Source organism: Zoogloea sp. (genome assembly GCF_028689785.1).
In the GTDB taxonomy this organism is placed as follows: domain Bacteria; phylum Pseudomonadota; class Gammaproteobacteria; order Burkholderiales; family Rhodocyclaceae; genus Zoogloea.
The window spans coordinates 18294-33252 of sequence record NZ_JAQVCN010000031.1 but is presented as its reverse complement, the minus strand read 5'-3'; the positions used below and the strand labels follow the sequence as shown (position 1 = coordinate 33252).

The 14959-nt window shown below is 63.1% G+C and carries 12 protein-coding genes and 1 pseudogene; 5 read left to right on the top strand and 8 right to left on the bottom strand.

From position 1 onward, the window contains the following. Nucleotides 1–6 precede the first annotated feature (6 nt). From ccoG to rpsD, 8 genes and pseudogenes are all read right to left on the bottom strand, one after another. Complete coding sequence (gene ccoG / locus PHI64_RS14110) at nt 7–1446, bottom strand: cytochrome c oxidase accessory protein CcoG (RefSeq protein ID WP_299883865.1); 1440 nt, start codon at nt 1444–1446, stop codon at nt 7–9. A 98-nt stretch (nt 1447–1544) separates the two neighbouring features. After that, entirely contained in the window at nt 1545–2465 is a 921-nt protein-coding gene (ccoP, locus tag PHI64_RS14105) for a cytochrome-c oxidase, cbb3-type subunit III (protein WP_299883863.1), read from the bottom strand. After that, nucleotides 2458–2649 (bottom strand): cbb3-type cytochrome c oxidase subunit 3, encoded by a 192-nt coding sequence (locus tag PHI64_RS14100; RefSeq protein WP_296568123.1) that lies wholly within the window; start codon nt 2647–2649, stop codon nt 2458–2460. The genes ccoP and PHI64_RS14100 overlap by 8 nt, the downstream gene beginning before the upstream one ends. A gap of 42 nt (nt 2650–2691) precedes the next feature. Then, nucleotides 2692–3042 (bottom strand): OmpA family protein, encoded by a 351-nt coding sequence (locus tag PHI64_RS14095; RefSeq protein WP_299883904.1) that lies wholly within the window; start codon nt 3040–3042, stop codon nt 2692–2694. 15 nt (nt 3043–3057) lie between these two features. Beyond that, nucleotides 3058–3669, bottom strand: a pseudogene (gene ccoO / locus PHI64_RS14090) (cytochrome-c oxidase, cbb3-type subunit II); the annotation flags it as partial. 18 nt (nt 3670–3687) lie between these two features. Beyond that, nucleotides 3688–5109 (bottom strand): cytochrome-c oxidase, cbb3-type subunit I, encoded by a 1422-nt coding sequence (gene ccoN, locus PHI64_RS14085; protein ID WP_299883860.1) that lies wholly within the window; start codon nt 5107–5109, stop codon nt 3688–3690. Nucleotides 5110–5588: 479 nt separating this feature from the next. Continuing rightward, nucleotides 5589–5888: a hypothetical protein gene (locus tag PHI64_RS14080; protein WP_299883858.1), complete on the bottom strand. Its 300-nt coding sequence runs from the start codon at nt 5886–5888 to the stop codon at nt 5589–5591. Further along, nucleotides 5885–6496, bottom strand: coding sequence for a 30S ribosomal protein S4 (rpsD, locus tag PHI64_RS14075; protein WP_299883857.1), 612 nt, complete (start codon nt 6494–6496; stop codon nt 5885–5887). The genes PHI64_RS14080 and rpsD overlap by 4 nt, the downstream gene beginning before the upstream one ends. A 352-nt stretch (nt 6497–6848) precedes the next feature. On the opposite strand from rpsD, the gene PHI64_RS14070 reads away from it, so the two are divergent. The 5 genes from PHI64_RS14070 to PHI64_RS14050 all read left to right on the top strand — a co-directional run bounded on the left by PHI64_RS14070 (nt 6849) and on the right by PHI64_RS14050 (nt 14857). After that, a complete protein-coding gene (locus PHI64_RS14070) occupies nt 6849–9134 on the top strand; it encodes a TonB-dependent hemoglobin/transferrin/lactoferrin family receptor (protein ID WP_299883854.1) in 2286 nt (761 codons plus the stop codon). Nucleotides 9135–9136: 2 nt separating this feature from the next. Next, nucleotides 9137–13102: a cobaltochelatase subunit CobN gene (cobN, locus tag PHI64_RS14065; RefSeq protein ID WP_299883852.1), complete on the top strand. Its 3966-nt coding sequence runs from the start codon at nt 9137–9139 to the stop codon at nt 13100–13102. Between the two features lie 27 nt (nt 13103–13129). Beyond that, nucleotides 13130–13609, top strand: coding sequence for a MotA/TolQ/ExbB proton channel family protein (locus PHI64_RS14060; protein WP_299883850.1), 480 nt, complete (start codon nt 13130–13132; stop codon nt 13607–13609). Between the two features lie 2 nt (nt 13610–13611). Then, on the top strand, nt 13612–13944 hold the full coding sequence (locus tag PHI64_RS14055; protein ID WP_299883848.1) for a DUF2149 domain-containing protein: 333 nt from the start codon (nt 13612–13614) through the stop codon (nt 13942–13944). 67 nt (nt 13945–14011) lie between these two features. Continuing rightward, complete coding sequence (locus PHI64_RS14050) at nt 14012–14857, top strand: ChaN family lipoprotein (RefSeq protein ID WP_299883846.1); 846 nt, start codon at nt 14012–14014, stop codon at nt 14855–14857. Nucleotides 14858–14959: the final 102 nt, after the last annotated feature.

Below are 14959 nucleotides of genomic sequence, written 5' to 3'. Positions count from 1 at the left end.
AAATCTCTATCGTGGAATGAGGAATGCAGTTTTTTCACGAACAGAGACCGTCTCGTCATCGAGCGCCTTGACCTCAATGTAGACCGTATTGGAACCAGGTTTACCGGACTCCGGCGGAACGGCAACCTCCACCGTCACTGCCCTGAGGCCTGCAGCATCCACCTCAAAGGGCTCGGACGGCGTAATCTTCACACCCTCAAGCCCGCTGGCCAAAAGGGCAAAGCGGCGCGGCTTTTCGGTCATGTTCATGACCTGAAGATTGTACACGTTGGCGATCAAGCCCCCTTCGACTTCTCGGCTGAGGGTTGAGCGATCCTTGATCACATCGACCCGCAGCGTAGAGCGCGTTGCCAGACCCCACACAAAGGCGCCACAGATGGCAATCAACACCACCGCGTAGATCATGATCCGCGGCCGCATCACGTGGCCAATGATCTCCTTCATGCCCCAATGGCGCTTCATCGCGTTTTCGGTGGTGTAACGGATGAGCCCCTTCGGATAGTTCATCTTCTCCATGACCTGATCGCAGGCATCAATACAGGCTGCGCAGCCGATGCACTCGTACTGCATGCCATTACGGATATCGATTCCTGTCGGACAGACCTGGACGCAGATCCCGCAATCGACACAATCTCCCTTGGCGAGGGTCTTCGGATCCATCCCCTTTTTGCGCGGACCGCGGGGCTCGCCGCGTTCCGGGTCGTAGGTGATGACCAGCGTGTCCGGGTCGAACATAACCCCCTGGAAGCGGGCGTAGGGGCACATGTACTTGCACACCTGCTCGCGCATCACACCAGCAAACAGGTAGGTAAAACCGCCATAGAAGAAGATCCAGAACAGCTCCCAGGGCCCGAAACTGAAGGTCAGGGCTTCCTGAACCAACTCACGGATAGGGGTGAAGTAGCCCACGAGGGTAAAGCCGGTCCACAACGAGATTGCACCCCACGCACCAAACTTCGCAGCCTTGATACCGAACTTGCGCCCACTCATCGGAGCAGCATCCAGCTTCATGCGCTGGCTGCGGTTGCCTTCGATCTTCTCTTCGACCCACATGAAGATCTCGGTGTAGACCGTCTGGGGGCAGGCGTAGCCGCACCACAGGCGCCCCGCCACTGCGGTGAAAAAGAACAAGGCGTAGGCGCTGATAATCAGCAGTATGGCCAGGAAGAACACGTCCTGAGGCCAGAAGACCCAGCCGAAGATATAGAACTTGCGCTCAACCACGTCCAGCAGAACAGCCTGCCGATCTCCCCAGGGCAACCAGCACAGCCCGTAGAAAATCAGCTGGGTCGCCCACACCAGGATCCATCGCCAAGTGGCGAACAGCCCTGTGACGGCACGGGGATACACTTTCTGCCGGACTGCGTAGAGGGTATCTTCAGCTTCTGCCGGAGCCTTTGACTTCGGTTCAGCGCTCTTGGAGGTCTGGGTGTCTGGCTGGCTCATGATTGCCAAATAATAATATTCTAATATTACAGTTCAAAAACTCCCCGGGCGTGCCCGGGGAATCGATCAGCAGGAGCACGAAGTACTCCTCCTGAAACTTACTTCTTCTCTTCGGCCGGGGCCGCGCCCTTGGAAAGGCTCAGCACATAGGCTGCGAGCAAGTGTACCTTGTCTTCGCCAAGGAAGTCCTTGAATGCCGGCATCTGATTGGTGCGACCGTTGGTCACAGTCTCGATGATGGTGGCTTCGGAAGAACCATAGAGCCAGGTCTTGTCTGTCAGGTTCGGAGCGCCGAGTGCGGGCGTGCCCTTGGCTTCCGGGCCGTGACAGGCCACACAATTGGCAGCAAAGAGTTCCTTGCCACGCTGAGCCCGCAGGGAGTCGTGGGCCAGCCCGGACAGGGAACGCACATAGTTGGCGACATCCTTGGTGCCATCAGCCCCCAGCGCCGGGCCGAACGGGGGCATCATACCCATGCGACCACCCAGCACCGTGGTGCGGATCGTCTCGGGTTCGCCGCCATACAACCAGTCAGCATCGGTCAGGTTGGGGAAGCCCTTTGCACCCTTGGCATCAGCACCGTGACACTGGGCACAATAGGTCAGGAACAGACGATGGCCCATTGCATTGGCTTCTTTATCACCCGCAACTGCATTGAGATCCATGCTACGGAACTTCGCAAAGATCGGACCGTACTTCTCGGCTGCGGCCTTCTGCTCGGCCTGCCACTGGCTGCCGGAGGACCAGCCCAGCTTGCCTTGGTTGTTACCAAAGCCGGGGTACATGGACAGATAAACGATCGCAAAGATGATCGTGATCCAGAACATGTACATCCACCACTTGGGCAAGGGGTTGTTGTACTCCTGCAAGGTCTCATCCCAGATGTGATCATGCAGGCCCACCGGCCCGGAGGTCCGCTTCGTCATGTTCGAGACGAGCACGAACACGCAGAAGCCGATACTCAGGAACACCAGCACCATCACATAGGCGTTCCAGAAACCGCTAACAAAGTCAGCCATTTTTATTTCCTTCCTTGGTTTGCCGCCCCGCGTCGGGAGCCGGCAAGTCGTCCTCGCTGAACGGCAGGAGCGCTGCCTCGTCGAACCCCTTTCGCGCACGCCCACTGAAGGCCCAGAGGCTTATACCGATGAAACATACAAAGCCCAGGACAGTTACTACCGTACGCGCATCATTGATATCCACGCTCACGCTCCTTCGTTCTCAGAATGGTCTTTCCCGGCAGCATCAGCTACCCGGATTGAGCTCCACTCGACGGGCCTCAGCATTGTCGCCCGACCCGGTGATGCTGACCGGTGGCTTCATGTTGATCCGGTCTTCAGCCACACCAGCAGCCTTGAGGGCGTCGCGAACAGCCCTAGCACGCTCCTTGGCGAGTTCGAGGTTCTTCTCCACGTCCCCCGTCTTGTCGGTGTAGCCCGTCACATCGACCTTCGCGTCAGCCTTGTCCTGGAGAAACTTGGCCGTCGCGTCGACCGCAGCGGCGGCGTCAGCAGGAAGCGTGCTGGAGCCAACTTCGAAGAAGACCTTGCCGAGAGCATCAGCTGCCGCCGAAGCGGGAGCCGGGGCGGCTTCCACAACCGGGGCGGCTGCCTTGCCGGCCTTGAGAGCGGTGCCCAGACCCTGCAGGTAAGCCACAACAGCATCCAGCTCGGTCTTGCCTTCGAGCGCCTTGCGGGCACCCTGGATTTCCTCGTCGGAGTAAGGCACACCCACCTTGCGCAGGGCATTCATCTTGGCTTCGATGTCATCGGACTTGACGGGACGGTCGAGCCACGGGAAGGCCGGCATGTTGGACTCCGGCACCACATCACGAGGATTCAGCAAATGGATGCGGTGCCACTGGTCCGAGTAACGGCCGCCTACACGGTGCAGGTCGGGACCGGTGCGCTTAGAGCCCCATTGGAAGGGGTGGTCGTACACATACTCACCAGCGACGGAATAGTGACCATAACGCTCGGTTTCGGCGCGGAAGGGGCGGATCATCTGGGAATGGCAGTTGTAACAGCCTTCCCGGATATAGATGTCACGCCCGACCAGGCGAACCGGATCGTAGGGCTTGAGGCCTTCGACGGGGGTCGTCGTGGAGTGCTGGAAGAACAGCGGGACGATTTCCACCAGACCGCCGATACTCACAGTCATCAGCGTGAAGACGATCAGCCAGCCAACCTTGCGTTCAATAAAGTCGTGATTCGATTGAGCCATGATTATTATTCCTCCCGATCAGGCGTGGGCGCCGGCAGGTGCCAGCACCGGAGCTTCATAGGCCTTTTGACCGGCAATCGTCTTGATCATGTTGTAGAACATGATCAGCATGCCCGTCAGGAACAGCACGCCGCCGAGCACACGGATGGCCCAGAACGGGTAACTGGCCTTCACGGATTCGACGAAGGAGTAGGTCAGGGTGCCGTCAGGGTTGGTGGCACGCCACATCAGGCCCTGCATCACACCAGAAATCCACATGGAGGCGATGTACAGCACGATGCCGATGGTCGCAATCCAGAAGTGGGTGGTGATCAGCTTGGTCGAGTACATCTCGGTCTTGCCGTACATGCGCGGGATCAGGTAGTACATGGCACCGATGGAGACCATGGCAACCCAGCCCAGGGCACCTGAGTGCACGTGACCAACAGTCCAGTCGGTGTAGTGCGACAGCGCGTTGACCGTCTTGATCGACATCATCGGACCTTCGAAGGTCGACATGCCGTAGAAAGACAGGGAGGTGATCAGGAACTTCAGGATCGGATCGGTACGCAGCTTATGCCATGCGCCGGACAGGGTCATGATGCCGTTGATCATGCCGCCCCAGGAGGGAGCCAGAAGGATCAGGGAGAAGACCATGCCGATGGACTGGGTCCAGTCAGGCAGCGCGGTGTAGTGCAGGTGGTGCGGACCCGCCCACATGTAGGTGAAGATCAGGGCCCAGAAGTGAACCACCGACAGGCGATAGGAGTAAACCGGACGGCCAGCCTGCTTCGGGACGAAGTAGTACATCATGCCCAGGAAGCCGGCGGTCAGGAAGAAGCCCACGGCGTTGTGACCGTACCACCACTGGATCATGGCGTCCTGGACGCCCGCATAGGCAGAATAGGACTTGCCAAGGGTGACCGGCACTTCGGCGCTATTGACGAGGTGCAGAAGGGCAACCGTCAGGATGAAGGCGCCGTAGAACCAGTTGGCCACATAGATGTGGGTGGTCTTACGGGTGCCGATGGTGCCGAAGAAGACGATTGCGTAGGAAACCCACACAAGCGTGATCAAGATGTCGATCGGCCATTCGAGTTCAGCGTATTCCTTGCCGGACGTCCAGCCCAGGGGCAAGGTGATCGCGGCGAGAACGATGACCAGTTGCCAGCCCCAGAAGGTGAAGGCAGCAAGGCCCGGGGCGAACAAACGGGTGTGGCAGGTACGCTGCACACAGTAGTACGACGTGGCAAAAAGAGCACAGCCACCAAACGCAAAGATCACCGCGTTGGTGTGGAGCGGGCGAAGCCGTCCAAAGTGCAGCCATTCGGCAACGTTCAATTCGGGCCACACGAGCTGTGCTGCGACGATAACGCCGACCAGCATGCCCACGATGCCCCATACCACCGTCATGATGGCGAACTGCCGCACGACTTTATAGTTGTAAGTCTGCGATTGCATGTGAGTCACCTCATCTTAAAAAAAACAAAACCCCCCTGCCTGCGCAACAACGGACCGTCGGCAAGCTTCCGCGGAAGGATACGCCGCGATAAGGGCGACATTTTGACACAGATCAACTCGACTGCGCCCTTGACCGGCCGGGAGTCGTTGCTCCGTGAGGCTCTCCACGAGGTGGCGCCTTACAGGGATTCGGCTCGAAAATGATCCCGGCAAGTAACTGGCCGGTATCCGCACTTGCGGCGGAAAGTCGCGTAGCGCAAGGCTTCCCAAGACTACGGCCCAACGATCACCGGCACCGTGAGGCATTAGCCCCTATTCATTCGACAAGGAACGAAAAGTCGGCCATAACCCTGAATGGGTAGGAAGAAAAAATAGGTGTAATGAAAGGCAAAAAGACCGGTCGCACCCATTTCAGGGCGCCGCACCGGTCTATTGTGATCAATAATTAAACACCCGTATTGTCTTCGGGCAGGATTTTGTCAATTGAGGATGCGGACGCCTCCCGCCACAACGGCGCCTTCCGGCTCACACAGTTGCTCAAGGGCAGCCCAACGCCCCATCAACTGCAACGCGCATTCGCGGAGCACGGCATCGAGGTCCGCATCACGACTTATCACCTCCAGGTGGGCCAGCACCGAACGGGCGATAGCCGGGCTACGTCGGGACGGAAAGCTCGTCATGAGAGTGATCAAGGCCGCCAGGGCCAGTTCCGGGCAGGCCTCGTAGTCCGGCAGGGCACCCTCCACCTCCTCCGGGGCGCAGTCGCAGCGCGTGCTCATATACGCACCGCGTAGTACTCGACCACGTGCTGCACCTCGACCGGAAAGGGCACCTCGGAGGCATCCGGCAGGCGGGTCACCGTCGCACTGAAGCTTTTGCCGTCGCAACTCAGCCATTCAGGCTGCGCCAGAGCCGGCAATTCGATGCACTCAATCACAGAGGGAATCTTGCGGGCACGCTCTGTGAGCACGATCACGTCACCAGGTTTGACGCGGATGGACGGGATATTCACCTGACGTCCGTTCAGCTGCACGTGCTTGTGTCTCACCAGTTGGCGCGCAGCCACCCCGGTTGGCGCAAAGCCTGCGCGGAACACCACGTTATCCAGCCGCCGCTCAAGCAGCTCGAGCAGCTTGTTGCCAGTTGGCGCTCTGGATGCCTTGGCCTCACGGAAGAGGCGCTGGAGCTGGGATTCAGTCAGTCCGTAGTTCATTCGCAGCTTCTGCTTTTCCATCAACTTGACGCCGAAATCAGACTTGCGCCGGGGACGGTTGCCGTGCTGTCCAGGCGGATAGTCCCGCTCCCCCATGGATTTTCGGGACAGACCGGGTAGCTCGCAACCCAGGGCGCGAATGACCTTCAAACGGGGGCCGGTATAGCGTGACATCGACGGGGATTTCCTTTTCTTGCAGAGAGAAAACAATTCGATTGTTGGATGCGAGCCGCCCTCAGAAAGGGCCGGCCGCAAGAAACCCCGTCAGCAGAAGACCTAGGACACAGACATTCAGAAGCATCGAGCGCATGGATGGACCTCCGGAAACAGGGAAACCGGATTGAATCTTAAGATCGAAAGACAAAAATGTAAACGATAATGATTTGCATTTATAAATCAGCTTCGGTACATTGCGCCTTCCGGCAGCCCTGCCTGCCTTCACCGCCCTGAAAAGCGTCAAGCCAGCCACCACGGGACACCCGCACGCCAGCTAGCCAGATGCCCTCAACGTCTGGAGATTCCTGTCGTGTCCACGCCCAGCCACGCCTTCCTCTACGGAAAGCATCCCCTCTCTCTCCTCATCGGTGCAGCGCTTGCCGGAAGCACCTCCCTCGCCCACTCCAGCGGCGAGGGAGGCACCCCCACCCTCGATCGGGTCGTCGTCTCGGCCACCCGCAGCGAAGCACTGGTCGAAGCCATACCGACCACCATCACCAGCGTCGATCGCCAGAGCATTGATCGGCGCATGCCCCACGACGAGACCAGCCTGTTTGCCGACGAGCCCGACTTGGCTGTCGCCCGCGACCTGCGCCGCTTCGGCGCCAGCTCGGTGAATATCCGGGGCATCGAAGGCAACCGGGTGCTGCAGCAAGTGGACGGCGTACGCATGCCCGACTTCTATAGCGGCGGGGGTCCGTCCAACGCCACCACCGCGAGCTCGGACAGCCCCGAGATGGACTTTCTGAAACGAGCAGAGGTGCTTCGCGGGCCCGCATCCAGCCTGTATGGCTCCGATGCCCTGGGCGGCGTGGTCAGCTACTTCACTCTGGACCCTGCGGACATACTCGGCCAGCGTGACAGCGCCGTCCGCTACAAGGGCACCTGGCGCGGGGCCGACAGTAGCTTTCAGAACACCTTGTACTTTGCCGGCCGTAATGAAATGGTCGAGGGCCTCGTGGCCGTCACCCGCCGCACTGGCGAAGAGCTCGACAACCGGGGTGAGGTCGGCGGCACCAGCAACGGGCGTGAGCAACCCAACCCTCAGGACACCCGCTCCCGGGGCACCCTGGCCAAGCTGATCATCAAGCCTGCGCAGGGGCATCGCATCCGCTTCACCTACGAAGACCGCAATCAGCACGCCGATGCCTCCCTGCTGCGTCTCGCCACATCGCTACCCCGAGTCAGCGGCGCCAGCGGCAGCGAGGATGCCCGCCGCGAGCGCTTCTCGGCGGACTGGGAGTGGAAGCCCACCGACGGCCTGGTGGACCGCCTGCTCCTCACGGTCTATCACCAGAACGCCGCCAATCACGACACAACGCTGCAGCAGCGCACAGCCACCACCGCGGGCTGCTCGGGCACCACCCGCGGCACCAATAGCTGCCTGGTGGATATGCACTTCCACTTCCGTCAGGAAACCACCGGCGCAGGCGTACAGCTTGAAAAAGGGCTGCGCACGGGCCCCCTGGATCACTTTTTCAGTCTTGGCGCCGACTGGCGCCGGCACAAGCTGGACGAGCTGCGCGACTACGTTGTCACCAACCAGACCACTGGCACCGTAGGCAAATCGCTTGCCGGAGACACCTACCCCCTGCGGGATTTTGCGCCTGGCGAATCGAGCAGCCTCGGCCTCTTCGCGCAGGACGAGATCCGCCTGGATCGTCTCACCGTCACCCCCGGCCTGCGCGTCGACTCGGTCAAGCTTCGCCCCGAGGGCCTTGCCAAGACCATCGGCAATCAAGCCTTCAGCGCCACCGGCCAGGATCACTCAGCGATCTCCCCCAAGCTCGCTGCCGTGTGGCGCCACAGCCCGGAGCTCTCCGTGTATGGCCAGGTGGTACGCGGCTTCCGTGCCCCCAACTACGAGGAGGTCAACGGCCTTTTCTACAACGCCGCCCAGAACTACGCCAGCCTGCCCAACCCCAACCTGAAGCCCGAAACCAGCACCGGCATCGAGATCGGCACCCGTTTCAAGCTGGTTGGCGGGGACATGCAGCTCGCCGCCTTCCACAACAAGTACAGCAACTTCATCAGCAACGAGCTGGTCTGCTCCACCCCCAGCAGCGCCAGCAGCCCTGCCTGCCTGGGTAACGCCGTGCGCTCGGTGTACCAGTCCATCAACCTGTCCAGCGTGCGCATCCAGGGTCTGGAAGTGCGTGGCAACTGGGCCCTGCCCGCAGGCTTCCGCACCGCCACCGCGCTGGCCTGGTCCCAGGGCGATGTCACCTCCGCCGACCAGCCCCTCAACACCATCGACCCGGCCCGCCTCTATCTCAACCTGGGTTGGGATGGCAGCCTTGCCAGCCGCCCCGTCGCCCTGGATGCGCGCCTGCGCGCCGCCCTCAAGAAAGACCGCGTAGACACCAGCGAAGTGGATTACTTCCGCACCCCGGGCTACGCCATCGTGGACTTCAGCGCGAGCATTCAGATCCACCCCAAGGCCCGCGTCAACCTTGCCCTCAACAACCTCTTCGACAAGAAGTACTGGGTGTGGAGCGACGTGCGCCAGGTGGCGCTCAGCACCACCGACGCCGGCCCGGCCTTCTACACCCAGCCCGGCCGCAACCTGAGCGCGGCACTGCAGGTGGACTTCTGAGCATGCACTCGTTAGCCCGTTTGCCCCGGCGCTTCCTTGCCGCGCTGGCCCTCCCCGTGCTGTGCCTGCTCCTGCTCACCGGGAGCGGGCCGGCGGCAGCCGGGCGCATCCTGGTCATCAGCACCTCCCCGGTCCAGCCGGGCAAGTTCCTCAAGATGGCCGAAGGCGCCCGGCGGCATGGCCTGGAGCTGGAGTCCCGCTTCGCCGAGAAGCTCCCCTCCGACACCGGCCCTGCGCTCTTCAAGGGCTACGACCTGGTGCTCTTCGATACCCCGCGGGATCACCTCCAGGCCTTCGTAGAGAGTCGCCTGGCCAGCGCACTCCCCGGCCTGCATGCACCGCACCTGTGGCTGCACGAAGGTCAGCCCCGCTGGCAAGGCCTGCCCGACAGCGTGGCGCGGCGGCTCCACACCTATTATGTAAACGGTGGCCGGCTCAACAGCGATGCCTTCCTCGCCAGCCTCGCCGCCCTGCTCGCAGGCAAATCCACGGCGGGTATTCCCGACCCGATCGTCTTTCCCAAGAGCGGCGTCTATCACCCGGACCACCCCGGCCTCGTCTTCGCCGACCCCACCGCCTACCTGCGCTGGAGAGGCTCCGCCCCCGACGCCCCGGTCATCGCCATCGCCCTCCATCAGCAGTACATCGCCGCCGAGCAGACCGCATTCATCGACGACCTGATCCGGCGCATCGAAAAGGCCGGCGCCACGGCCCTGCCCTTCTACAGCCCGGTCATGGATCCGGACGCCGTCCGGCGCATGCTGCGGGCAAACGGCCGGCTCCTCGCCAACGCCCTGATCAACACCCAGATCATGCTCAACCCGGAGGGCCGTAGAACAGAGTTTGCCGAGCTCGGCATCCCCGTCGTCCAGGCCATGCCCTACCGCAAGGGCGACGAGGCCGCGTGGGCCGCCGACCCCCAGGGCGTCGCCCTGATGGACGTGCCCTTCTACCTGGCCCAGGCTGAATACGCCGGCGTCACCGACATCCAGATTGCCGCCGCCACCCGCAAGTCCGACGACCAGATCGCCCCCATCGCCGCCCAAGCCGACGCCGTGGTGGGCAAGGCCCTGCGCCTGGCCCGGCTGCAGACCCGGGCCAACAAGGACAAGCGCGTCACCCTGTTCTTCTGGAACTACCCCCCGGGGGAGAAGAACCTCTCCGCCTCGTTCATGAACCTGCCGCGCAGCCTGGTGGCCACCCTCACCGCCCTCAAGGCCCACGGTTACACCACCGAGACCCCCGGCGAAACCGAGCTCACCCTGTCGCTCCAGCGCCTGCTCGCCCCCTACTACCAGCCCGCCGGTGACAACAGCGTCCTCGAATCCCTGCTCCGGGACGACCTGGCCGAGCATCTGCCCCTGACCACCTACCGGCGCTGGCTTGCTGGCCAGCCCGACAGCGTGCGCAAGCAGTTGCACGAACGCTGGGGCGAGCCCGAGCGCTCGTCCATGGTGGTGATCCACCGGGGCCAACCCGGTTTCGTCATCCCGCGCCTGCGCCTTGGCCATCTTGCCCTGCTGCCCCAGCCGCCTCGGGGCGAACGCTGGGAGGAAAAGGAGAAGGCCCTTTACCACTCCACCAGCGCCGCCCCTTCCCACTTCTACATGGCCGCCTACCTGTGGGCCCGGGAACAGGCCCGGAGCGACGCCTTCATCCACTACGGCACCCACGGCAGCCAGGAGTGGCTGCCCGGCAAGGAGCGCGGCCTCGCCGTATCCGACTTTCCCATGCTCGCCGTCGGCGATGTGCCCGTGCTTTACCCCTACATCGTGGACAATATTGGCGAAGCCACCCAGGCCAAGCGCCGGGGCCGTGCCACCATCATCAGCCACCTCACTCCACCCTTTGCCCCCGCCGGCCTGCATTCCGCCCTCACCGGCATCCACGACCAACTTCACGCCTGGCTAACCCAGGACGAAGGCGCGGTTAAGGACAAGATCCGCAGCCAGTTTCTCGCCGCGGTGCGCAAGGAAAACATCGACAAGGACCTGGGCTGGAACGAGGCGCGCATCGGCAAGGATTTCGCCGGCTTTGTCACCGAGGTCCACGATCACCTCCACGAACTGGCCCGCACCGCGCAACCCCTGGGGCTGCACACCTTCGGCCAGGGTGCCGGCGAAGACGGTCGCATCGCCACCGTACTGATGATGGTTGGCAAGGACTTCTGGGAAGGCGTCGCCAGCCCGGGCGAAGATGCCGTCGAACTCCTCGTCGGCGACTACACCCGGCTGAAGGAGTCCTCCCCCTACCGTCGCCTGAAGGCCATCCTGCAAGGCACGGCCGAAATCTCCGCGTTGCCCCCCAGGGCCCGCGCCGCCGCAGAGCAAGCCGGCAAGTGGTACGCCGCCCTCGACGCCAGCCCCGAAATTACAGCCCTGTTGGCCGGCCTGGAGGGGCGTCACATTCCCACCAGCTACGGCGGCGACCCGATCAAGAACCCCGACGCCCTGCCCACCGGCCGCAACCTGTACGGCTTCGACCCCTCCCGCGTGCCCACCCGGGCCGCCTGGGCTGCCGGCCGCGAGGCCTTCGATCAGCTCCTCGCCACCCACCGCGCAAAAGCGGGCAAGACGCCGCAGAAGCTCACCTTCACCCTGTGGTCGGTGGAAACCATGCGCCACTTCGGCCTGCTCGAAGCCCAGGCCCTGTGGGCACTGGGTGTCGAACCCGTGTGGGATGCCGGCGGCCGGGTAGACGATGTCCGCCTCGTACCCCGGGAAGCCCTCGGCCGACCCCGGGTGGATGTGGTGCTGTCGGCCACCGGCCTGTACCGCGACCACTTTCCCAACGTGATGCGCCTGCTCGCCAAGGCCGCAAAACTGGCCGCCGAGGCCGACGAAGCCGACAACCCCGTGGCCGCCAACACCCGCCGCATCGCTGCATCCCTGCGCGCCCGGGGCTGGACCGACGCTCAGGCCACCAACGCCGCCCAGACCCGCATCTTCTCCTCCGAGTCCGGCCGCTATGGCACCGGCCTGGACGACGCGGCCCTGGCCACCGACACCTGGAAGGGCAAGGCCGAAGGTGATCGCAAGCTCGCCCGCCTATATCTGTCACGCATGCAGTTCGGCTACGGCCCTGACGAAAGCCAATGGGGCCAGTCCGGTGCCGGGGGCGAGAACCTCTACGCCGCCCACCTCAAGGGCACCGAAGGCGCGGTGTTGTCCCGCAGCTCCAACCTCTACGGCATGCTCACCACCGACGATCCCTTCCAGTACCTGGGCGGCATCGCCCTCGCCGTGCGCCACCTGGATGGCAAAGCGCCGGAACTCTACATCTCCAACCTGCGCGGCCAGGGCGGCGGCAAGGTCGAAGGCGCAGCAGGATTCCTGGCCAAGGAGCTGGCCACCCGCAACTTCCACCCCGGCTACATCCAGGGCCTGATGAAGGAAGGCTACGCCGGCACCCTGCAGGTGCTCGATGGCATCAACAACTTCTCGGGCTGGCAGTCCGTAGCCCGGGAGATCGTGCGCGATGACCAATGGCAGGAGTTCGTCGACGTCTACGTGCGCGACAAGCACAGACTCGGCCTCAAGGACTGGTTCGAGCGCCAGAACCCCCATGCCCTCGCCCAAAGCATCGAACGCATGCTTGAAGCCGCCCGCCAGGGCTACTGGAAGGCCGACAGGGCCACTGTGGACGAGCTCAAGGCCCGCTACCGTGAGCTGGCCAGGCGTCACCAAGTAAAAACCGACAACGCAGCCCTGCCTACCTTCGTCGGCTTCGGTCTGGCCCAGAACACCCCCCAGCCTTCCCCGCTCACGCCGCCCCCCGCCGCCGAAGCGCCCTCGGGCGAACAAGCACCCGAACCTGCCCCGGCACCACCGCCGCCCATCCAGGGCATGCGCCTCGACAGGGTCGAGCCCCCTGCCCCGCCCGTACCCGCACATGCCGCCTGGGGGCTATTCCTCGTGGCCATGGCAAGCCTGGGCGGCATGCTGCGGGCCCGCTCCGCCTTCCGCTAACTCCTGCCAACCCGCCTGAACTTCACTATGAACCAGTCCCTCGAAAACACCATGTACGACGTGGCGCAGCTCTTCCTGCTGCCCACCCTCCTCCTCATCGCCGTGCTCTTCCTGTTTGCCTTCTGGTCCCTGGGAGAATTCGCCATGATCGCCTGGCGCCGCCGCAGCGATGGCGGTCGGCCGCTGATCCGAGCCTTCCGGGCCAACCGCTCGCTTACCGACGACGAACTCGACCTGCAGGCCCACACCATCCTCGAAGCACCCCGGGTCGCCAGCCGCATCACGCCAATGCTGGGTCTGGTTGCCACCATGATTCCCATGGGCCCGGCGCTCAAGTCCCTGTCGGACGGTGACCTGGCCCAGGTATCCCACAACCTCACGGTGGCGTTCTCGGCGGTCATCCTGGCTCTCATCGCCGCATCGATCACCTTCTGGGTTACCAATGTGCGGCGGCGCTGGCTGGCCGAGGAGATCGTATACATCGCCCGTCTGCGCAAGGAGGGCTGAACATGGCGCTCAAGCTGCTGCACGAACCCGAAACCGAAGACCCGATCCTGTCGGTGGTCAATCTCATCGACATCTTCCTGGTCGTCATCGCCGCCCTGCTCATCACCATCGCCAAGAACCCGCTGATGAACCCCTTCAGCAAGAAGGACGTCACCGTCATCACCGACCCCGGCAAGCCGAACATGGAGATCACCATCAAGAAAGGCGAAAAAGTCGAGCACTACAAGGCCAGCGGTGCGATCGGCAGCGGTGATGGCGAAAAGGCCGGCGTCGCCTACCGCATGAAGGATGGCTCCATCGTGTATGTCCCCGAAGGCACCGACACCCCGCACTGAACTCCCACCCGTCCGGCTCGTCCATACAGGACCTGCCGGTGCTCCGGCCCCAACGGCACACCCGACCATGAACCTCCGACTCACCCTGCTGCTGATCTGCCTGACCGGTGCAGCCCAGGCCGCCGACCGCATCATCGACACCACCACCGGCCGGGAGATCAGCCGGGCCGACCTGTTGGCCCAGGCCCGCCAGAGTGACTTCGTCCTCCTGGGGGAGATCCACGACAACCCCTATCACCACCAACGCAGGGCGGCCCTGATCGCCGAGCTGGCGCCCAGCTCAATCGCCGCCGAGCACCTGGAAGACGGGCAGCGGGTGAGTTGGGCGTCGCCCAACGGCCCATCGGTGGCGGATCAACTGAGCAGCGCCGGCTTCGACGCCCGATCCTGGCAGTGGCCCCTCCACGAACCCCTTTTCGCCGGCCTGGCCCAGGCATCAATCGGCGTGGCAGGTGCAAACATCTCCCGCGACCTGGCCCGCCGCCTGGTACGCGAAGGGGAGAGCGCCCTGCCCCCGGCCCTCGCTACCACCCTGACGGCAGCCCCTTTGCCGGCCACAGCACAAATGGCGCTGGACAAAGATCTGGTGGATGATCACTGCGGCCAGCTCCCCGCCACCCGCGTGCCGGGCATGCGCCTCGCCCAGCGCGCCCGGGATGCCGCCATGGCCACCGGCGTCGCGGCCCTGAAAGACCGCCCCGCCATCCTGGTGGCCGGCAACGGCCACGTGCGGGCCGACTATGGCGTGCCCGTTACCCTGGCCCAACTGCGTCCGGGTACACGCATCCTGAACATCGCCTTTCTGGAAAGTGAGCACAGCGCAGAACCGCATCGGGCCTACACCCACCTCTGGATCACCCCGGCCGTCCAGCGGGACGACCCCTGCAAGCGCTTCCCAGCTCCGCAATCCTGAACAGTCATGGAAAACTGCTCGACATTCAATTTTTATCGAAATCAGACTACCAACAATTCTGATTTTATTTAATCGAACTCCCGATTATCCTTGCCAGGCTGA

Excerpts from the sequence above, each read along its gene's own strand:
- ccoG (WP_299883865.1), bottom strand. The coding sequence starts at position 1,446 with ATGAGCCAGCCAGACACCCAGACCTCCAAGAGCGCTGAACCGAAGTCA.
- ccoP (WP_299883863.1), bottom strand. The coding sequence starts at position 2,465 with ATGGCTGACTTTGTTAGCGGTTTCTGGAACGCCTATGTGATGGTGCTG.
- ccoN (WP_299883860.1), bottom strand. The coding sequence starts at position 5,109 with ATGCAATCGCAGACTTACAACTATAAAGTCGTGCGGCAGTTCGCCATC.
- PHI64_RS14080 (WP_299883858.1), bottom strand. The coding sequence starts at position 5,888 with ATGAGCACGCGCTGCGACTGCGCCCCGGAGGAGGTGGAGGGTGCCCTG.
- rpsD (WP_299883857.1), bottom strand. The coding sequence starts at position 6,496 with ATGTCACGCTATACCGGCCCCCGTTTGAAGGTCATTCGCGCCCTGGGT.
- cobN (WP_299883852.1), top strand. The coding sequence starts at position 9,137 with ATGCACTCGTTAGCCCGTTTGCCCCGGCGCTTCCTTGCCGCGCTGGCC.
- PHI64_RS14060 (WP_299883850.1), top strand. The coding sequence starts at position 13,130 with ATGAACCAGTCCCTCGAAAACACCATGTACGACGTGGCGCAGCTCTTC.
- PHI64_RS14055 (WP_299883848.1), top strand. The coding sequence starts at position 13,612 with ATGGCGCTCAAGCTGCTGCACGAACCCGAAACCGAAGACCCGATCCTG.
- PHI64_RS14050 (WP_299883846.1), top strand. The coding sequence starts at position 14,012 with ATGAACCTCCGACTCACCCTGCTGCTGATCTGCCTGACCGGTGCAGCC.